The following is an 18,346-nucleotide window of genomic DNA, read 5'->3' as shown; positions in this document are numbered from 1 at the left end:
CTGGCCAAGCAGGCTCTTCTAGGAAGCGTAGAACAGCGTCTTCAATGCCACCGCACGTCAAAGAGGCGATCTTTCGAACGCTCTACTTCGTCCGCTCAAGCACCAGCAACGGATCGATGCGGGTGTCGAACCAGTTCATCCCCCAATGCAGATGCGGCCCGGTGGCACGCCCAGTGGCACCAACCGCGGCAATCACCTGGCCTTGCTCGACCCGGTCGCCCACCTTCACGTCGATACGCGACAAGTGCAGGAAATTCGAGCTCACCCCGAAGCCGTGATCCAGCAGCACCGTGCCGCCGGTGAGATACAGGTCCGGCGCCGCGAACGTCACCACGCCGGCAGCCGGTGCCTTCACCGGGGTGCCGGTGGGCACGGCGATGTCCATGCCCGAATGGCCGGCGCCCGGCTGGCCGTTGTACACGCGTGCATTGCCGAAGCGGCCGCTGATACGTCCCTGCACCGGCCAGATGAAGGGTTGGGCGAAATCGGTGCGTGCGTCATCGCGGTCGCGCGCCGCCGTGACCTGCGCCTGTTCGCGTTTGATGCGCGCGGCAATCTCGGCCGGCGGGTTGACCGTCTTCGGCGGCACGCCATTGACGCGTTCCACCGGCCAGTCGCGCGGCGTTACTGCGATGCTCACGGTGCGCGTGCTGCCATCGGGTTGGGTGATCTGCACCTGCAAGGGCCCGGTCGCATCGCGGCCGATCCCGAACACGACGCTTCCATAACCGCTCACACGCAAGCTGCGGCCGGCATATTGCACCTTGCTGCCTGCCGGCACCTTGCCGATCACCAGCGCGCCTTGCGACGCGCTTTGCGGAAATACGACATCGGTTGCGGCGGCCGCACCCTGCGCTTGGGCGCGACCTGCAACCAGCGCGACCGGCGCCAGGATCAACCAGGCACCAAACAGGGCTGCGCGCATCAGCGGTCGAAGGTCAGGCGCTGGCCGGCAGCGCTGCCCACCAGCTGTTCGCCATCCCACACCTGCTGGCCGTTGACCCACGTCGCAGCGATGCGCGAACGGAAGGTGGTGCCCTCGAATGGCGACCAGCCGCACTTGGACAGCACCTGCTCGCGCTTCACGGTAAACGGGGTGTTGTCGATCATCACCAGGTCGGCGAAATAGCCTTCGCGCAGGAAGCCGCGCTCTTGCACATCGAACAACTGGGCCGGCGCATGCGCGAACTTCTGCACGATACGGGTGATCGGCAACTTGCCTTCGTGCACCAGCTCCAGTGCCGCGACCAGCGCGTACTGCACCAGCGGCAGGCCCGAGGGCGCCTGCGCATAGGGCTTTTGCTTTTCTTCCCAGGTGTGCGGGGCGTGGTCGGTGGCGAGCACGTCGATGACATCTTCGGCCAGCGCATCGATGAGCGCCAGACGATCTTCGGCGTCCTTGATCGCAGGGTTGCACTTGATCAGGTTGCCCAGTCGTGCGTAATCGCTGCGATCGAAGCGCAGAAAGTGGATGCAGGTCTCGGCGGTAATGCGCTTGCGCAGCTTGCCATCGGCATCGACCAGCGGGCCGGCTTCGAACAGCGACAGCTCGTCGGCGGTGGAAATGTGCAGCACGTGCAGGCGGGTGTTGTGCTTGCGCGCCAGCGAGACCGCCAGCTGCGAGGACTTCAGGCAGGCCTGACGCGAACGGATGTCCGGGTGCATCTCCGGTGTCAGCGCATCGCCATACTTTTCCTTGTACTGCGCCATCGTCGCGTCGATGGTCGGGGTGTCTTCGCAGTGGGTGATGATCGGCGTGGGTGCGTCGCGGAAGATGGCGTCCAGCGTTTCCGGGTTATCGACCAGCATGTTGCCGGTGGAGGCGCCCATGAACACCTTGATGCCCGGTGCAGTCTTGGGGTCCAGCGACTGGATGTGGGCCAGGTTGTCGTTGCTGGCACCCATGTAGAAGCCGTAGTTGGCCCAGGCGCGCCCGGCAGCGGCGTCGTACTTGGCCTGCAGTGCGGCGGCATCCAGGGTCGGCGGATTGGTGTTGGGCATGTCCATGAAGCTGGTCAGGCCACCAGCCACCGCGGCGCCGGATTCGGTCGCGATGTCGCCCTTGTGGGTCAGGCCAGGTTCGCGGAAGTGCACCTGGTCGTCGATCATGCCTGGCAGCACCCAGCGTCCGGCGGCATCCACGACGGTATCGCCAGGGGCAGGGGCGATCTTGCTGTCGATCTTGGCGATGCGGCCGCCCTCGATCAGGAGATCGGCGTCGAACTCCTTGCCTTCGTTGACCAGGCGGGCGTTGACGATGACGGTTCGGCTCATGGATGGGGTCCTTTGCAGCTGCAGGAAGAAGACGGGGAGGGCGAGGCGGGTGCATCGGGCACCGGATCGAATCCGCCCGGATGGAAGGGGTGACAGCGGCCGAGCCTGCGCGCGGCAAGCCAACTGCCGCGCAGCGGGCCGAAGCGGCCGATGGCGGTCATCGCGTAGTCCGAGCAGCTTGGTGCAAAACGGCAACGCGGCCCGAGCAGGGGGCTGATGACGAGCTTGTAGACGCGCAGCAGCGCGATGAGCAGGCGTGAGATCACTTGCCAATGATATGCCACTTGCATTAATAGGTGGTTGCCGGGGGTCCGCGGGGTACGTTATAAAGGCCCGCTTTCCCGGGCCCCGGGGGAACCAAGGATGAGCGTTTCGTGGCTGCTAAAAAACCTGCAAAAAAGGCCGTAGAGGCCGCCAAGAAGTCCGCCAAACCCGTTGCGAAAAAGGCAGCGACGTCCGCTGCTGCGAAACCGGCCGCAAAACCGCCGACCAAGCAGCCGGCTGCCAAGAAGGCACCCGCGAAGAAGGCACCTGCGAAGAAGGCCGCTGCCAAGCCGGCGCCGGCTTCCAAGACCACCGCGTCCGCAGCCCCCAAGTCAGTGAAACCCGTCGCCAAGAGTGCTGCCAAGCCGGCGGCGAAAAAGGCAGCTCCGGCTGCCGCCAAACCGGCCGCCAAGCCGGTGGCGTCCAAGTCCGTACCGAAGCCGGCCACCAAGCCGGCTCCGGCCAAGTCAGTCCCGGTCAAGGCTGAGAAGCCCGCGCCCGCACCGGTCCCCAAGGCCGTCCCTGCGAAGCCGGCAAAGCCTGCGACCCCGTCATCTAAGAATCCCGTGCCCGTTTCGAAATCTTCCGCAAAAACGCCAACCAAAACCGAAGCCCCCGCCAAGCCTGCTGCGACCCGTCCGGTCGGCAAGGTGGCCGTGGCCGTGACGTCCAAGCCGTCCAGCGCGGCTCCCAAGACCAAGTACAAGGTGGTCGAGTACAAGACCGACGAAGCAACCGGTCGCCCGATCCTGCCGCAGGGCTACAAGCCTTCCGCGGACGAGGAGTACATGAACAAGTTGCAGCAGGAATATTTCCGCCAGCGTCTGCAGAGCTGGCGCAACGAGATGGTGGAGGAATCCAAGCAGACCATCGAAAACCTGCGCGAAGAAGTGCGCGACATCGGCGACGAAGCCGAACGTGCCACCCGCGAGACCGAAAACTCGCTGGAACTGCGTGCCCGTGATCGCGCCCGCAAGCTGATTTCCAAGATCGACAGCACGCTCAAGCGTCTGGAAGACGGTGACTACGGCTATTGCGTGGACACCGGTGAAGAGATTGGCCTGGACCGCCTGGAAGCGCGTCTGACTGCCGAGCGCACCATCGATGCCCAGGAGCGTTGGGAGCACTTGCAGAAGCAGCAGGGCGACTGATCGTCCGCCTGGCTCACCGAAAGACCCCGCCATGTGCGGGGTTTTTTATGGTCGCCTGATCCGTTGTATTGGCGCCTGGCCGATAGTCAGGCAGCGCCCATTGGCGAGACGCCGCCGCACGCAGCTGCACACGGCACGTGAGCGCGGTCCGCAACACGAGCCCCTTGCCACCACAGCGGCGCAGGGGGCACCGGCAATCACGCGATCGCGCCGCTCACTGCAGATCGCGCAGGTCCAGCTTGCGCAGGCGCGGCGCCTTCCAGGCGGTGGTGGCCACCACGCCCAGGGTGACGCAGCCGCCGATGACCACCGCCGGCACCAGGCCGACCAGGCGCGCCATGACGCCGTCGTAGAACGCGCCCAACTCGTTGGACGAGCCGATGAAGATGCCGTTGATCGAAGACACCCGGCCACGCATGGCATCGGGGGTGGCCAACTGCAGGATGGTCTGGCGCACCACCACCGAGACGCCATCGCACATGCCGTACACCAGCAGGATCGCCGCGGACAGCCAGAAATGGCGCGACAGTCCGAAGGCGATGGTGCAAAGCCCGAAGCCGGCCACCGACAGCAGCAGCACGCGTCCGGCATTGCGCTGCAGCGGGTGCCGCGCCAGCCACACGCCAACCACGATCGAACCCAGCGCCGGCGCACCGCGCAGGATGCCCAGGCCTTCCGGGCCGTAGTGCAGGATGTCGTGGATGAAGGCCGGCAACATCGACACCGCGCCGCCAAGCAGGACCGAGAACATGTCCAGCGCCATGGCGCCCAGCATGATCTGGTTGGACAGTACGAACTGCGCGCCTTCGGCGATGCTGCGGAAGATCGGCGCACGCGGGCCGGCGCTGACCGGCTCGCTGACACGCAACAAAGCCAACGCCAGGATCGCCAGCATCGCCACGCTGGCGGCGACCCCGTAGGCCAGGCCCTTGCCGCCCCAGCCGACCAGCACGCCGCCCAGCGCCGGGCCGATCACCATGCCGGCCTGGAAGGTGACGCTGCCGATGCTGGCGCCGCGTGCGAATGCGTCGCGCGGCAGCGCCCGTGCGAACAAGGCGTTGTAGACCGGCGACAAGAAAGAGCGCGCCGCGCCGGTGAGCGAGATGGCGGCATAGATGGGCCACACGCCTTTGACCGGCAGCCAGCCTTGCGTGATCGCCAACAGCAACAGCGCGGTTGCGACCAAGCCCAGCACGGCGACCATGCCCAGCCGGCGGCGCGGCAGGTGATCGACCAGGTAGCCGGCAAAGGGGGCGATGCAGAAGAACGGCAGGATTTCCGCCAGGCCGATCAGCCCCAACGAGAGCGGGTTGCCGGTCATTTCGTAAATATGCCAACCGACCGTCACCGCGACGATCTGGTAGGACAGCATCGCCGCCACGCGGTACAGCAGCACCAGGCCGAAGCCTGGATGGGCGAGCAGCGTCCGCAGCGAATCGGCGGGCGATGGGGCGGGCGTGCTCACTGCTGCGCGCGCGCGGTATCGCGGATGAAGGCCAGCATCGCTGCCACGCCGTTGCTGCGGGTCGGCGACAGATGCTTGGCCAGGCCGATCCCGGCGATGTAGTCAGGCTCGGTAGCCAGGATCTCTTGCGCGCTACGCCCGGAATACACGCGCAGCGCAAGGTAGATCAGCCCGGAGACAATGGCCGAATCGCTGACGGCATGGAAATCCAGCCGCTCGGCGTTGCCCTCCGGCACGATCCAGACCATCGATTGGCAGCCGTGCAGGCGGTGCTCTTCGGTTTTCCACTGTTCCGGGAAGGCGGGCAACTTGCGGCCAAGGTCGATCAGGTACTGGTAGCGCTCGGACCAGTCGCCAAAGAAGGAAAATTCCTCGGCAATGGCGGCCTGCGCCTCGGTAGCAGTCGGTTCAAGCGGGAAGGGGGAGGTGGTCATCTAAAAATCCAGAATCAATTCGATCAAGTCCCTCTCCCGCGGGGCGAGAAGGCACGGTGTGCGCCACTGGCACCTGGCCTTGGAGCGCTGTGGCCACTGCATCTTTCATGAGGTGCCAGGGCGGGGCAGCCTGCGAGGGCCGTCGGTCATTCTTTCTGGCTGGCGCGTGGCGACGCGTTTGCCATGACCGACGGTTGCTTGTCGCCGCAGCGCACCCTCATCCGCCTGAGGGGGCACTTTCTCCCACAGGAAGACGTGAGAAGGATCAAGCACGCTTCCAACGCACGCCCTGCGGCGTGTCTTCCAGCACGATACCCTCGTCGGCAAGTTGCTTGCGGATGGCGTCGGCGCGGGCGAAATCCTTGGCTTTCTTCGCCGCGCTGCGTTCTTCCACCAATGCGGTGATGCGTGCATCGTCGCCGGCGTCGGTGCCGCGCGAGAACCATGCAGCCGGGTCTTGTTGCAGCAACCCCAGTGCCATTCCGGCACCGAGCAACTTGGCGCGCGCCGCATGCAGCTCGATCATGCGCGCCGATGCTTGGCCGCTTTGCATCAGGTCGCTGCGCAATGCACGCGCATCGGAGGCGATGCTTGCCATGACGGACAAGGCCAGCGGCGTGTTGAGATCGTCATCCAGAGCGGACTCCACCTCGGCGGGAATCGTCATGGATACCGCCGGATCGCTGCCGCTTTCGGCTTCCAGCGCAGCCAGATCCCGCAACGTTCCATACAGGCGGTCCAGCGTGTTCTTGGCCTGCTCGATCAACCCATCCGACCAGTCCAGCGGCTGACGGTAGTGCGCGCTCAACAGCGCATAGCGCAGCGCTTCGGGCGGATGCCTGGCGATGAGCTCGTGCACGGTTTCGATATTGCCCAGCGACTTGCTCATCTTCGCGCCGCTGAAATTGAGCATGCCGTTGTGCAGCCAGAAGCGCGCAAAGGTGGCACCGCCATGCGCGCACTCGCTCTGCGCAATCTCGTTTTCGTGATGCGGGAACTGCAGGTCCACACCGCCGGCGTGGATGTCGATGGTCGGCCCCAGATGGGCGGCGGCCATCGCCGAGCATTCGATATGCCAACCCGGCCGGCCGCGGCCCCAGGGCGATGGCCAGCCGGGCAGGTCGTCGCTGGAGGGTTTCCACAGCACGAAGTCGCCGGGGTCGCGCTTGTATGGCGCCACGTCCACGCGCGCGCCGGCCAACATTTCGTCCGGGTCGCGCCGCGAGAGCTTGCCGTAGTCCTCGAAGCTGGAGACCGAAAACAGCACGTGGCCTTCCGCGGCATAGGCATGCCCAGTGGCGATCAGCTGCTCGATCATCGCCACGATCTGCGGGATGTGCGTGGTGGCCTCCGGTTCGATGTCCGGTGGAGCCACGCCGAGCGCTGCCATGTCCTGCCGGTAGATCGCCGCGAAGCGGTCGGTGATCGTCGAAATCGGCACGCCCTGCGCCTGCGCGGCGGCGTTGATCTTGTCGTCCACGTCGGTGATGTTGCGCGCGTAGCGCAGCGCGCCGTAGCGTCGGCGCAGCAACGCGGCAAGCACATCGAAGACCACCGGGCCGCGAGCGTTGCCGATATGCGCGTAGTTGTAGACGGTGGGACCGCAGACGTACAGGGTGGGGCTGGACGGATCGAGCGGCGCAAACGGCTCGACCCGCCGCGTCAGGTTGTTGTGCAGGCGCAGGCTCATCGGCATCCGAAAAAGGGCAATCGCGCGATTCTAGCCCGTTGTGGCGGGATGGCGAATCGCCAGCCCGACGATGGCCACCGGATGGGTTGCGTTCAGCCCAGGCGGCCGCAAGCTCCATACACTTACGTACTGCCTGGCTGCGCGTTCCCGGTACTGATGCGACCTTCTCCGTTCTTCATGCTGCTGTGTACGTTTGCCGGGCAAGTGATTCCGGCGCATGCGGCAGAGCCCGACCCCAAGAACCGGGTCGTGGTGATCGAGAACGTGAAACTGGATTATGCGCAGGTGCTCAATGTCGAGCCGGTCTACCAGACGCTTCGCGCCACGCGTATCGAAGAGCAATGCGAAGCCGAGCAGGCGGCACAGGCTGCGGCAGCGCCGGCCGAGGACGAGGGCCGCATCAACCGCATGGTCGATTCGGTCAAGGAAATGTTCTCACGTCGCCCCGAACCGGCCGCGCCCGCTGCGGTGCCGCCGACCAGCACGCGGCGCAACTGCAAGGTGGTGGAAGTGCCGCGCGAGTTCCGCCGGCCGATCGCCTTCGACGTGGACTATGTCTACAAGGGCACCAAATACCGTTCGCGCCTGCCCGAAGATCCGGGCAATCGGCTGCGCATCCGGGTCTCAGTGACGCCGTACATTCCCGACGCCATCGTCGCGCCGCCGCGCTGAGATGCGCAGCGGTTGCGCCGTGCCCACATGCGTGCGAGGATTCGCGCCCTATGCAAGCAAACGCCTTTCAGCACGACACCAGCGCCGCCCGGATGGCCTCCGGCATGACCTCGCGTGCCCGCCGACCGGAATCCCACATTTTCGCTGGGTAAGCCGGGGCGTTTGCTGTTCCGACGTTGAAGACCCAGCCCCCAGGCTGGGTTTTTTCGTTTTGGCGTCACAAAAGTTTCAACGGCAAGAAACGCGCATGTCGCGCACCCCGTCGCTCCTGGCGGACCAACGCAGCAGTAGCACGCAGCAAAGGATCGATCGATGTCACTGAAGCACTTCTTGAACACCCAGGACTGGAGCCGCGCCGAGCTGGACGCGCTGTTGACCCAGGCCGCGTTGTTCAAACGCAACAAGCTGGGAAGCGAGCTGAAGGGCAAGTCGATTGCGCTGGTGTTCTTCAACCCGTCCATGCGCACCCGTACCAGCTTCGAGCTGGGCGCGTTCCAACTGGGCGGGCATGCGGTGGTCTTGCAGCCGGGCAAGGATGCGTGGCCGATCGAGTTCAATCTGGGGACGGTCATGGACGGCGACACCGAAGAGCACATCGCCGAAGTGGCGCGCGTGCTGGGGCGTTATGTCGACCTGATCGGCGTGCGCGCGTTTCCGAAGTTCGTGGACTGGTCCAAGGACCGCGAAGACCAGGTGCTCAAGAGCTTTGCCAAGTATTCGCCGGTGCCGGTGATCAACATGGAAACCATCACCCACCCATGCCAGGAGCTGGCGCATGCGCTGGCGCTGCAGGAACACTTCGGTACCCAGGATCTGCGTGGCAAGAAGTACGTGCTGACCTGGACCTACCACCCCAAGCCGCTGAACACAGCGGTGGCCAACTCGGCGCTGACCATCGCCACGCGCATGGGCATGGACGTGACCCTACTGTGCCCGACGCCGGACTACATCCTGGATCAGCGCTACATGGACTGGGCCGCGCAAAACGTGGCCGAAAGCGGTGGCTCGCTGCAGGTCAGCCATGACATCGACAGCGCCTACGCCGGCGCCGATGTCGTCTACGCCAAGAGCTGGGGTGCGTTGCCGTTCTTCGGCAACTGGGAACCAGAAAAGCCGATCCGCGACCAGTACCAGCATTTCATCGTCGACGAACGCAAGATGGCGCTGACCAACAACGGCGTGTTCTCGCACTGCCTGCCGCTGCGCCGCAACGTCAAGGCGACCGATGCGGTGATGGATTCGCCCAACTGCATCGCCATCGATGAAGCCGAAAATCGGCTGCATGTGCAAAAGGCGATCATGGCGGCGCTTGCTTCGCAAGCGGGAATCGGGAATCGGGATTAGAGAATCGCAACAGCAACACACTTGGCCCCCACATTTACGTACTAAGGAACAATGATGAGCGCTGCTTCCACCAATCCCGAATCCCGAATCCCGACTCCCGGCACCAAGGACATCGTTCTCGCGTTTTCCGGTGGTCTGGACACCAGCTTCTGCATTCCGTATCTGCAGGAGCGCGGCTATGCGGTGCACACCGTGTTTGCCGACACCGGTGGTGTGGATGCCGAAGAGCGTGAGTTCATCGAGAAGCGCGCCGCCGAATTGGGCGCGGCCAGCCACGTCACCGTGGACGGTGGCCCGGCGATCTGGGAAGGCTTCGTCAAGCCGTTCGTGTGGGCGGGCGAGGGGTACCAGGGCCAGTACCCGTTGCTGGTGTCCGACCGTTACCTGATCGTGGATGCTGCGCTCAAGCGTGCCGAAGAATTGGGCACGCGCATCATTGCGCATGGTTGCACCGGCATGGGCAACGATCAGGTGCGTTTCGACCTGGCAGTGAAGGCGCTGGGCGACTACCAGATCGTGGCGCCGATCCGCGAGATCCAGAAAGAGCACACCCAGACCCGCGCCTATGAGCAGAAGTATCTGGAAGCGCGTGGTTTCGGCGTGCGTGCCAAACAGCAGGCCTACACCATCAACGAGAACCTGCTGGGCCTGACCATGTCCGGCGGCGAGATCGATCGTTGGGAAGCGCCGGGCGAGGGCGCGCGCGGCTGGTGCGCGCCGCGCAGTGCTTGGCCGAGCGAGGCGTTGACGGTGACGCTGAAGTTCGTCGAAGGCGAAGCGGTGGAACTGGACGGCAAGCCGCTGCCGGGTGCCAAGATCCTGGCCAAGCTCAACACCTTGTTTGCGCAATACGGCGTGGGCCGCGGCGTCTATACCGGTGACACCGTGATCGGGTTGAAGGGCCGCATCGTGTTCGAAGCGCCGGGCCTGATTTCGCTGCTCACCGCGCACCGTGCACTGGAAGATGCGGTGCTGACCAAGCAGCAGAATCGCTTCAAGCCGGACGTGGCGCGCAAATGGGTGGAGCTGGTGTACGAAGGCTTCTATCACGACCCGCTCAAGAGCGATATCGAGGCGTTCCTGAAGTCCTCGCAGTCCAAGGTCAATGGCGAGGTGACGCTGGAAACCCGCGGCGGCCGCGTCGATGCGGTGGCGGTACGCTCGCCGCACCTGCTCAACACCAAGGGGGCGACCTACGCGCAATCGGCCGACTGGGGCGTGGAAGAAGCGGAAGGCTTCATCAAGCTGTTCGGGATGAGCTCGACGCTGTACGCGCAGGTCAACCGCTGAGCAAAAGCCCCTCTCCCCCCGGGGAGAGGGGCTTGGGGGTGCCGCAGAAACCTCCAAGATCGATCATGACGAACGCGTCGCCACGCGCCAGTCATGGGGAACTACTGCAGCATTGCCTCCATCGTTCTCCATCTGGGCGCGTGGCGACGCGTTCGACCTGGTTGCTTCGCGAAGTTTCGTGAGGCGCCCCTCATCCGCCCCTTCGGGGCACCTTCTCCCGGTGGGAGAAGAGGGCCACTGCGATGGAACCCATGCCCGCATTACGCATCAGTACCGACAAGCAGGAACTCGATCTGCCGTTGATCCATCGCTTCCTCAGCGAGCAGGCCTATTGGTGCCTGGGCATCCCGCTGGACACGGTGCAGCGGGCGATCGCCGGCTCGCTGTGTTTCGGCGCTTATTGCGCGGACGTAGGGCAGGTGGCGTTCGCGCGCGTGATCACCGACGGTGCCACCTTCGGCTATCTCGCCGATGTGTTCGTGCTCGATGCATACCGTGGGCGCGGCTATGGCAAGCAACTGGTGGCAGCAGTGATGGCCCATCCGCATCTGCAAGGTCTTCGCCGCTTCATGCTCGCCACCTCCGATGCGCATGCGCTGTACGCACAGCACGGCTTCGCCGCGCCGGCACGGCCGCAGGCGTTGATGGAAATCGCCTATCCCGATCTCTACCGCACCACCACCACGGCTGCCTGACCCACATGACTGACCTGCTCACCTCCACGCTCGACCACCTGCAGGCGCTGGTGGCATTCGACACCCGCAATCCGCCGCGTGCGATTGCCGCGCAAGGCGGCATCTTCGATTATCTGCGCGCGCAGCTGCCGGGGTTCCAGGTCGAGGTGGTCGATCACGGTGCAGGGGCGGTGAGCTTGTACGCGGTGCGCGGCACGCCGAAGTACCTGTTCAACGTGCATCTGGATACCGTGCCGGATTCGCCGCACTGGAGCGCCGACCCGCACGCGATGCGGCGCCTGGACGACCGCGTGGTGGGCCTGGGCGTGTGCGACATCAAGGGCGCGGCGGCGGCGCTGGTTGCCGCGGCCAATGCCGGTAACGGCGATGCCGCGTTCCTGTTTTCTTCGGACGAAGAGGCCAATGATCCGCGCTGCATCGCCACGTTCCTGGCGCGCGGCGTGCCGTACGAAGCTGTCCTGGTGGCCGAGCCGACCATGGGCGAAGCGGTGCTGGCGCATCGTGGCATCAGTTCGGTGCTGATGCGGTTTGCCGGGCGCGCAGGGCATGCATCGGGCAAGCAGGATCCCTCGGCCAGCGCGCTCCATCAGGCAATGCGCTGGGGCGCAAATGCCCTGGACCATGTGCAATCGCTGGCGCATGCGCGCTTCGGCGGGTTGACCGGATTGCGCTTCAACATCGGCCGCGTCGAGGGGGGCATCAAGGCCAACATGATCGCGCCGGCAGCCGAAGTGCGCTTCGGCTTTCGTCCGTTGCCGTCGATGGACGTGGATGGACTGCTGGCAAGCTTTGCCGGCTTCGCCGAACCGGCGGCAGCGCATTTCGAAGAAACCTTCCGCGGGCCGAGCCTGCCGTCGGGCGACATCGCACGCGCGGAAGAACGCCGCCTGGCCGCACGCGATGTGGCCGATGCGCTGGACCTGCCGATCGGCAACGCAGTGGACTTCTGGACCGAGGCCTCGCTGTTTTCGGCCGGCGGCTATACCGCGCTGGTGTATGGTCCGGGCGACATCGCCCAGGCGCACACCGCCGACGAATTCGTGACGCTGGCGCAGTTGCAGGGTTACGCCGAATCGGTCCATCGCATCATCAACGGTTCGCATTGAACCGACACGCGCCTGGCGCTCCCTTTCCTCTTTCGAACACGGCAATGTCCCCTTCCGCACAACCCCACAAACAAACCCGCCAGACCATCGTGCGCCTGCTCTCCAGCATGGCCAGCGCGAAGGAAATCAGCCAATACCTCAAGCGGTTTTCGCAGCTCGATGCCAAGCGCTTTGCGGTGGTCAAGGTGGGGGGCGCGGTGTTGCGCGACGATCTGGACGCGCTGACCTCGTCGTTGTCGTTCCTGCAGGAAGTTGGGCTGACCCCGATCGTGCTGCATGGCGCCGGCCCGCAGCTGGATGCAGAGCTGGCCGCCGCCGGTATCGAAAAGCACACCGTCAACGGACTGCGCGTGACCTCGCCCGAAGCCTTGGCGATCGTGCGCAAGGTGTTCCAGGCCTCCAACCTGAAACTGGTGGAAGCGCTGCAGCAAAACGGCGCGCGTGCGACCTCGATCACCGGTGGCGTGTTCGAGGCCGAGTATCTGGATCGCGACACCTACGGCCTGGTCGGTGAGGTCAAGGCGGTGAATCTGGCGCCGATCGAAGCCAGTCTGCAGGCCGGCTCCATCCCGGTGATCACCAGCCTGGGCGAAACGCCCAGCGGGCAGATCCTCAACGTCAATGCGGATTTTGCCGCCAACGAGTTGGTGCAGGAGCTGCAGCCGTACAAGATCATCTTTCTCACCGGCACCGGCGGCCTGCTGGATGCCGATGGCAAGTTGATCGATTCGATCAACCTGTCTACCGAGTTCGACCACCTGATGCAGCAGCCGTGGATCAACGGCGGCATGCGGGTGAAGATCGAGCAGATCAAGGACTTGCTCGATCGCCTGCCGCTGGAATCGTCGGTGTCGATCACCCGGCCGTCGGACCTGGCCAAGGAGCTGTTCACCCACAAGGGCTCGGGTACGCTGGTGCGGCGCGGCGAGCGCGTGCTGCGCGCCACCTCCTGGGACGAACTGGATCTGCCTCGCCTGAAGTCGCTGATCGAATCCAGCTTCGGCCGCACGCTGGTGCCGGAGTATTTCGAGACCACCACGTTGCTGCGCGCGTATGTCAGCGAAAACTACCGCGCGGCGGTGATCCTGACCGACGAAGGCCAGTTCGGTGCGGGCAGGCTGACCTATCTGGACAAGTTCGCCGTGCTCGACGATGCGCAGGGCGAAGGTCTTGGCCGGGCGGTATGGAATGTGATGCGCGAAGAGACCCCGCAGCTGTTCTGGCGCTCGCGCCATAACAACCAGGTCAATATCTTTTACTACGCCGAATCCGACGGTTGCATCAAGCAGGAGAAGTGGAAGGTGTTCTGGTACGGGCTGGAAAACTTCGAGCAGATCCAGCATTGCGTTGCGCACTGCGCGACGCGTCAGCCGACCTTGCTGGGCTGACTGCGATGAGCGTCGTCACCTTGCCAGCACGTTGGCGCGAGCAGCCGAACATGCGTGGACGGCATGCGAGCCTGGAGCCGCTGCAGACAGCGCATGCCGATGGGTTGCGTGAGGTGGTGGGCGACGGCGCGCTATCGCGGCTGTGGTACACCAGCGTGCCCGCACCGGAGCAGGTCGAGGCGTATATCGCTGCGGCCCTGGCCGCCTGCGCCGATGGCGCGGCGTTGCCATATGTGGTGCGCGATGCGGCCGGCGACATCGTCGGTTGCACGCGCTACTACGCGCTGGATGCCGCAGTGCCCAGGCTGTCGATCGGCTACACCTGGTACGCACCACGCGTGCAGCGCAGCGGCGTCAACACCGAAACCAAGCTGATGCTGCTGCAATACGCCTTCGAAACATTGGGGTGCCTGAGCGTGGTGTTCGAGACCAGCTGGTTCAACCATACCTCGCGCGCGGCGATCGCGCGGCTGGGTGCAAAACAGGACGGCGTGCTGCGCAACCACGCCCGCCACGCCGACGGTACGCCGCGCGATACCGTGGTGTTTTCCATCATCGATACGGAATGGGCCGGGGTCAAACGCCACCTGCAGTTCCGCCTGGAAGCAAACGCATGACTGTTGAACAAAAGACCATCGGCATTGTCGGCGCCCGCGGGCATACCGGCTCGGAATTGATCAAACTGGTGGCGGCGCATCCGCAGCTGCACTTGAGCTTCGTGTCCTCGCGCGAGCTGGCCGGGCAGCCCGTGGCCGAGCATAACGATGCCTACCAGGGCCAGCTGCGCTACGAGAACCTGGATGCCGACGCGGTGGCCGCCAAGGCGGCCGACGTGGTGATCCTGGCGCTGCCCAATGGCAAGGCAGAGCCCTTTGTCGCCGCGATCGACGCGGCAGCGCCACAGACGCTGGTGATCGATCTTTCGGCCGACTATCGCTTCGATCCGGCCTGGTACTACGGCTTGCCTGAGTTGACGCGCGGCAGTTACGCCGGGCAAAAACGTATCAGCAACCCGGGCTGTTATGCCACCGCGATGCAGCTGACCATCGCGCCACTGCTCGACCAGCTGGCCGGGCCACCGCAGTGTTTCGGTGTCTCCGGGTATTCGGGCGCGGGTACCACGCCTTCGGACAAGAACAATCCTGCGTTGCTCTCCAATAACGTTATGCCGTATGCGCTGACCAACCACATGCACGAGCGCGAGGTGTCTGCGCAGCTTGGCGTGCCGGTGGAGTTCATGCCGCACGTGGCGCCGCATTTCCGCGGCATCACCATGACCGTCAACCTGTGGCTGCAGCAGCCGCTGACGCGCGAGCAGATCCAGGCGCGTTATACGCAGCGTTATGCCGACGAGCCGTTGATCGAAATCGTCGACGAGGCGCCCTGGGTGAGCCGCATCGCCGGCAAGCACGGTGTGCAGATTGGCGGAGTAACGCTGGCGCCCGGCAACAAGCGCGTGGTGGTGGTGGCGACGCTGGACAATCTGCTCAAGGGTGCGGCAACGCAGGCGATGCAAAACCTCAACCTTGCGCTGGGCTGGGACGAGTTGATGGCAATGCGTTGATGCGAGTCCCTCGCAACAGCCTGCACATCCATGTGCAGGGATTCAACGAAGCGAGTCCCTCGCAACAGCCCGCGCATCCATGTGCGGGGATTCAACGAAGCGAGTTCCTCGCAACAGCCCGCGCATCCATGTGCGGGGATCGAAACTGGACGACTTACTCGAGACGCTTTCCGATGACCAATCTGTTGTGGCAAAAACCTGGCGTTGCCGTTGACGCCAAGATCCAGAGTTTCCTGGCCGGCGACGATGTGATCCTGGATCGCGAATTCTTCCTGTACGACATCGCTGCCAGCAAGGCGCATGCGCAGGGGCTGCAGCACATCGGCATCTTGTCGTTGCAGGAGCTGGGCGGCTTGAGCGAACAGCTCGACCTGCTGGCCGCCGATTTTCGCAGCGGCGCCTTCGTGCTCGATGCGCAATACGAAGATTGCCACTCCGCCATCGAAGCGCGATTGACCGAGCGTCTGGGCGATGCAGGCCGCAAGATCCACACCGGGCGTAGCCGCAACGACCAAATCCTGGTCGCCACGCGGCTGTGGCTGAAGGACAAATTGCAGCGCGTTGCCACGCTCAGCGCGGAGATCGCCAAGGTGGCGTTGGACCGCGCACAGGCCGAGGCCGGGCTGCCGGTGCCCGGTTATACGCACATCCAACGGGCGGTGGTGTCCTCGGCCGGGATGTGGTGGGCGGGCTGGGCGGAAGCGTTCATCGACAACGCCGTGCGCGCCGACGACACCGTCCGTTTGGTCGACAGCAACCCGCTCGGCACCGCCGCAGGCTATGGCGTGAATCTGCCGCTGGATCGTGCGCATACCACCGCCGAACTGGGGTTTGCACGCCTGTTGGTCTCGCCGATCTACGCCCAGCTTTCGCGCGGCAAGTACGAACTGGCCGCGCTCGAAGCGCTCGGCAGCGCCACGCTGGATCTGCGCCGCATCGCCTGGGATCTGTCGCTGTTCACCAGTGGCGAATTCGCGTTTGTCGCCTTGCCGGCCCAATACACCACCGGCAGTTCGATCATGCCGAACAAGCGCAACCCGGACGTGATCGAGCTGATGCGCGCAACGCATGCCAGCGTGGCGGCAGCGCGCACCGAGATCGAACAGCTGCTGTCGCTGCCGTCGGGTTATCACCGCGATCTGCAGAGCAGCAAGGGCGCGATCGTGCACGGCTTTGGCCGCGGACTTGCAGCGCTGGAACTGCTGCCGGCCTTGCTGGCCAATCTGGAATGGCGCCCGGACAAACTGCGCGCAGCCATCGATTCGGGCATGTATGCCACCGATGTGGCAGTGGAAGCCGCGGTAGCCGGCGTGCCGTTCCGCGAGGCCTACAAGGCCGCAGCGCAGGCCGCCGAGACCGCAGGGCAGGGACGCACGCCGGAAGGCAGCCTGGCTGCGCGCGTGTCGCCCGGTGCGGCAGCCGACCTGCAACTGGATGTGCTGCAGGCGCGCTGGCAGGCGCTGCGCGCATGACGACCCGCTATCTGGTGCTTGCGCTGCGCAAGCCGGGGTTTCCCGCCGATGTGGTGCAGCCGCATCTGGACTTTCTCGATGCATTGCGCGCCGCCGGGCAACTCGAGCTGACCGGCGGCTTCAGCGATCGCAGCGGTGGCGCGTATGTGCTGGTCAACGTGGCCACGCTTCAACAGGCGCAGCAGATCGTTGCGCGCGACCCGCTGGTGCTGCGCGATGCCTCTGCACTGACCGTGTATGAGTGGAACACGCACTGAGGACGCCATTGCCATGAGCACGCCTGCCAGCACGTTGTCGCCGTTTACCCAGCAGGCGCTGCCGCCGTGGCGCCGTGCGGTGCTCAAGGTCGGCAGCAGCCTGCTCGCCGCCGATGGCGGTGGCCTGTCCCCGCGCTTCGCGCTGGGTCTGGCGCAGTTCGTTTCCGCCAATCTGGCAGCCGGGCGCGAGCTGGTGATCGTCTCGTCGGGCGCGGTGGCCGCTGGTCGCGCCATCCTGCCCAAAGCGGCGGATGTCGGCGCACCGATCGCGGCGCGGCAGGCACTGGCCGCCTTGGGCCAGGCGCAGCTGATTGCGTTATGGCAGCGCTTTTTCGAGCGGCCGGTGGCGCAGGTACTGCTCACGCATGACGACCTGCGCAACCGTCGCCGCTATCTCAACGCGCGTGCCACCTTGGGCGAGTTGCTGCGGCTGGGCGCGCTGCCGGTGATCAACGAAAACGACACCGTCTCGGTGGATGAGTTGAAGCTGGGCGATAACGACAACCTGGCCGCGATCGTGGCTGCGCTGGTCGATGCCGACGCGTTGTTCATCGCCACCGACATCGATGGGTTGTATAGCGCCGACCCACGCAGCAACCCGTTGGCGCGCCCGCTCGACGATGTGCCCGAGCTCACCCCTGAAGTCCTGGCGATGGCCGGCGGCAGCGGCAGCAACGTGGGGACCGGCGGCATGCGCACCAAATTGGAAGCCGCAGCAAAGGCCGGTGCGGCCGGCATCGAAACCTATCTATTCAACGGCCGAAGTGGCGAGGTGGTGCGCGCCCTGGCGCAGGACCGCCTGCGTGGCACGCGCATCCACGCCGCGCGCACGCGCATCGCTGCGCGAAAATACTGGCTGCGGCACGCACCGGTGGAAGCGGGCGCGATCCTCATCGACGACGGCGCCGCAGCGGCCCTGACCGGCAAGGGCGCCTCGCTGTTGCCAGGCGGCGTGGCCGGCGCGCAGGGCGATTTTCGTCGCGGCGACATGGTGGAGATTCGTCTGCGCGACACCGCGGGCGACCAGTGTCTGGCACGCGGCGTCAGCCAGTATTCGGCCCTGGATATCCGTCGTATTGCAGGCCGCCACTCGCGCGAGATCGAGAACGTGCTCGGCTACAGTTACGGCGAAAACGTGGTGCATCGCGATGATCTGGTGCTGTTGTAGCCTGGATTCGAGATTTGGGATTTGGGATTCGCAACAGCGTGTGCACTGCGTCCCTAGACCTCTGCCTCTTCGTCCCAGCGACTGACCCCTGGTAGTGATAAAACCGTGTCGC

At 65.0% G+C, this 18,346-nt stretch carries 19 protein-coding genes; 12 read left to right on the top strand and 7 right to left on the bottom strand.

What is annotated here, in order from left to right; translation table 11 throughout:
• Positions 1–82: 82 nt before the first annotated feature.
• From AC1POX_RS12620 to AC1POX_RS12605, 4 genes are read right to left on the bottom strand one after another with little or no spacing between them, the layout of a single operon-like run.
• On the bottom strand, positions 83–925 hold the full coding sequence (locus AC1POX_RS12620) for a M23 family metallopeptidase (RefSeq protein ID WP_008573419.1): 843 nt from the start codon (positions 923–925) through the stop codon (positions 83–85).
• Entirely contained in the window at positions 925–2,274 is a 1,350-nt protein-coding gene (locus AC1POX_RS12615) for a dihydroorotase (RefSeq protein WP_071117797.1), read from the bottom strand. The genes AC1POX_RS12620 and AC1POX_RS12615 overlap by 1 nt, the downstream gene beginning before the upstream one ends.
• Positions 2,271–2,564 carry a membrane protein insertion efficiency factor YidD gene (gene yidD / locus AC1POX_RS12610; protein ID WP_011347711.1) on the bottom strand — a complete coding sequence of 98 codons (294 nt, stop codon included), beginning with the start codon at positions 2,562–2,564 and terminating at the stop codon, positions 2,271–2,273. Before yidD ends, AC1POX_RS12615 begins: the two co-directional genes overlap by 4 nt.
• Complete coding sequence (locus tag AC1POX_RS12605; protein WP_029819583.1) at positions 2,564–3,142, bottom strand: hypothetical protein; 579 nt, start codon at positions 3,140–3,142, stop codon at positions 2,564–2,566. Before AC1POX_RS12605 ends, yidD begins: the two co-directional genes overlap by 1 nt.
• Before the next feature lie 58 nt (positions 3,143–3,200).
• Between AC1POX_RS12605 and dksA the strand changes: the two genes are divergently transcribed.
• Positions 3,201–3,689, top strand: a complete 489-nt coding sequence (dksA, locus tag AC1POX_RS12600; RefSeq protein WP_223866281.1) for an RNA polymerase-binding protein DksA — start codon at positions 3,201–3,203, stop codon at positions 3,687–3,689.
• A 214-nt stretch (positions 3,690–3,903) separates the two neighbouring features.
• On the opposite strand, the gene AC1POX_RS12595 is transcribed toward dksA, so the two are convergent.
• The 3 genes from AC1POX_RS12595 to cysS all read right to left on the bottom strand — a co-directional run bounded on the left by AC1POX_RS12595 (position 3,904) and on the right by cysS (position 7,278).
• Entirely contained in the window at positions 3,904–5,154 is a 1,251-nt protein-coding gene (locus AC1POX_RS12595) for an MFS transporter (RefSeq protein WP_008573410.1), read from the bottom strand.
• Positions 5,151–5,588, bottom strand: coding sequence for a SufE family protein (locus AC1POX_RS12590; protein ID WP_008573408.1), 438 nt, complete (start codon positions 5,586–5,588; stop codon positions 5,151–5,153). Before AC1POX_RS12590 ends, AC1POX_RS12595 begins: the two co-directional genes overlap by 4 nt.
• Before the next feature lie 265 nt (positions 5,589–5,853).
• On the bottom strand, positions 5,854–7,278 hold the full coding sequence (cysS, locus tag AC1POX_RS12585) for a cysteine--tRNA ligase (RefSeq protein WP_169306405.1): 1,425 nt from the start codon (positions 7,276–7,278) through the stop codon (positions 5,854–5,856).
• Between the two features lie 177 nt (positions 7,279–7,455).
• Between cysS and AC1POX_RS12580 the strand changes: the two genes are divergently transcribed.
• The 11 genes from AC1POX_RS12580 to proB all read left to right on the top strand — a co-directional run bounded on the left by AC1POX_RS12580 (position 7,456) and on the right by proB (position 18,234).
• Entirely contained in the window at positions 7,456–7,950 is a 495-nt protein-coding gene (locus AC1POX_RS12580; protein WP_039571965.1) for a hypothetical protein, read from the top strand.
• Between the two features lie 312 nt (positions 7,951–8,262).
• Positions 8,263–9,294 (top strand): N-acetylornithine carbamoyltransferase, encoded by a 1,032-nt coding sequence (locus AC1POX_RS12575; protein ID WP_008573404.1) that lies wholly within the window; start codon positions 8,263–8,265, stop codon positions 9,292–9,294.
• Positions 9,295–9,345: 51 nt separating this feature from the next.
• Positions 9,346–10,584: an argininosuccinate synthase gene (locus tag AC1POX_RS12570; protein ID WP_031423013.1), complete on the top strand. Its 1,239-nt coding sequence runs from the start codon at positions 9,346–9,348 to the stop codon at positions 10,582–10,584.
• Positions 10,585–10,826: 242 nt separating this feature from the next.
• Positions 10,827–11,279 (top strand): GNAT family N-acetyltransferase, encoded by a 453-nt coding sequence (locus tag AC1POX_RS12565; protein ID WP_136732626.1) that lies wholly within the window; start codon positions 10,827–10,829, stop codon positions 11,277–11,279.
• Between the two features lie 5 nt (positions 11,280–11,284).
• On the top strand, positions 11,285–12,385 hold the full coding sequence (locus AC1POX_RS12560) for an acetylornithine deacetylase (protein WP_338334067.1): 1,101 nt from the start codon (positions 11,285–11,287) through the stop codon (positions 12,383–12,385).
• 44 nt (positions 12,386–12,429) lie between these two features.
• Positions 12,430–13,773, top strand: a complete 1,344-nt coding sequence (locus AC1POX_RS12555) for an acetylglutamate kinase (protein WP_014090341.1) — start codon at positions 12,430–12,432, stop codon at positions 13,771–13,773.
• Positions 13,774–13,778: 5 nt separating this feature from the next.
• Entirely contained in the window at positions 13,779–14,390 is a 612-nt protein-coding gene (locus AC1POX_RS12550) for a GNAT family N-acetyltransferase (protein ID WP_008573396.1), read from the top strand.
• Positions 14,387–15,337, top strand: a complete 951-nt coding sequence (gene argC, locus AC1POX_RS12545; protein WP_029819574.1) for an N-acetyl-gamma-glutamyl-phosphate reductase — start codon at positions 14,387–14,389, stop codon at positions 15,335–15,337. Before AC1POX_RS12550 ends, argC begins: the two co-directional genes overlap by 4 nt.
• Before the next feature lie 173 nt (positions 15,338–15,510).
• Positions 15,511–16,809: an argininosuccinate lyase gene (locus AC1POX_RS12540; RefSeq protein WP_011347702.1), complete on the top strand. Its 1,299-nt coding sequence runs from the start codon at positions 15,511–15,513 to the stop codon at positions 16,807–16,809.
• Complete coding sequence (locus AC1POX_RS12535) at positions 16,806–17,066, top strand: YciI family protein (RefSeq protein WP_008573390.1); 261 nt, start codon at positions 16,806–16,808, stop codon at positions 17,064–17,066. The genes AC1POX_RS12540 and AC1POX_RS12535 overlap by 4 nt, the downstream gene beginning before the upstream one ends.
• Positions 17,067–17,079: 13 nt before the next feature.
• On the top strand, positions 17,080–18,234 hold the full coding sequence (gene proB / locus AC1POX_RS12530) for a glutamate 5-kinase (RefSeq protein ID WP_136732623.1): 1,155 nt from the start codon (positions 17,080–17,082) through the stop codon (positions 18,232–18,234).
• Positions 18,235–18,346 lie beyond the last annotated feature (112 nt).

It is taken from the genome of Xanthomonas sp. NCPPB 3442, from assembly GCF_056725145.1.
Note: the sequence above shows the minus strand (reverse complement) of the source record. Positions and strands in the feature narration are given on the sequence as shown.

What these genes read in the sequence shown, in the direction of transcription:
- AC1POX_RS12535 (WP_008573390.1), top strand. Translation starts at nt 16,806, where the DNA reads ATGACGACCCGCTATCTGGTGCTTGCGCTGCGCAAGCCGGGGTTTCCC.
- AC1POX_RS12575 (WP_008573404.1), top strand. Translation starts at nt 8,263, where the DNA reads ATGTCACTGAAGCACTTCTTGAACACCCAGGACTGGAGCCGCGCCGAG.
- AC1POX_RS12555 (WP_014090341.1), top strand. Translation starts at nt 12,430, where the DNA reads ATGTCCCCTTCCGCACAACCCCACAAACAAACCCGCCAGACCATCGTG.
- AC1POX_RS12570 (WP_031423013.1), top strand. Translation starts at nt 9,346, where the DNA reads ATGATGAGCGCTGCTTCCACCAATCCCGAATCCCGAATCCCGACTCCC.
- AC1POX_RS12560 (WP_338334067.1), top strand. Translation starts at nt 11,285, where the DNA reads ATGACTGACCTGCTCACCTCCACGCTCGACCACCTGCAGGCGCTGGTG.
- argC (WP_029819574.1), top strand. Translation starts at nt 14,387, where the DNA reads ATGACTGTTGAACAAAAGACCATCGGCATTGTCGGCGCCCGCGGGCAT.
- proB (WP_136732623.1), top strand. Translation starts at nt 17,080, where the DNA reads ATGAGCACGCCTGCCAGCACGTTGTCGCCGTTTACCCAGCAGGCGCTG.
- AC1POX_RS12615 (WP_071117797.1), bottom strand. Translation starts at nt 2,274, where the DNA reads ATGAGCCGAACCGTCATCGTCAACGCCCGCCTGGTCAACGAAGGCAAG.
- cysS (WP_169306405.1), bottom strand. Translation starts at nt 7,278, where the DNA reads ATGAGCCTGCGCCTGCACAACAACCTGACGCGGCGGGTCGAGCCGTTT.
- yidD (WP_011347711.1), bottom strand. Translation starts at nt 2,564, where the DNA reads ATGCAAGTGGCATATCATTGGCAAGTGATCTCACGCCTGCTCATCGCG.
- AC1POX_RS12580 (WP_039571965.1), top strand. Translation starts at nt 7,456, where the DNA reads ATGCTGCTGTGTACGTTTGCCGGGCAAGTGATTCCGGCGCATGCGGCA.
- AC1POX_RS12540 (WP_011347702.1), top strand. Translation starts at nt 15,511, where the DNA reads ATGACCAATCTGTTGTGGCAAAAACCTGGCGTTGCCGTTGACGCCAAG.
- AC1POX_RS12620 (WP_008573419.1), bottom strand. Translation starts at nt 925, where the DNA reads ATGCGCGCAGCCCTGTTTGGTGCCTGGTTGATCCTGGCGCCGGTCGCG.
- AC1POX_RS12565 (WP_136732626.1), top strand. Translation starts at nt 10,827, where the DNA reads ATGGAACCCATGCCCGCATTACGCATCAGTACCGACAAGCAGGAACTC.
- AC1POX_RS12590 (WP_008573408.1), bottom strand. Translation starts at nt 5,588, where the DNA reads ATGACCACCTCCCCCTTCCCGCTTGAACCGACTGCTACCGAGGCGCAG.
- AC1POX_RS12550 (WP_008573396.1), top strand. Translation starts at nt 13,779, where the DNA reads ATGAGCGTCGTCACCTTGCCAGCACGTTGGCGCGAGCAGCCGAACATG.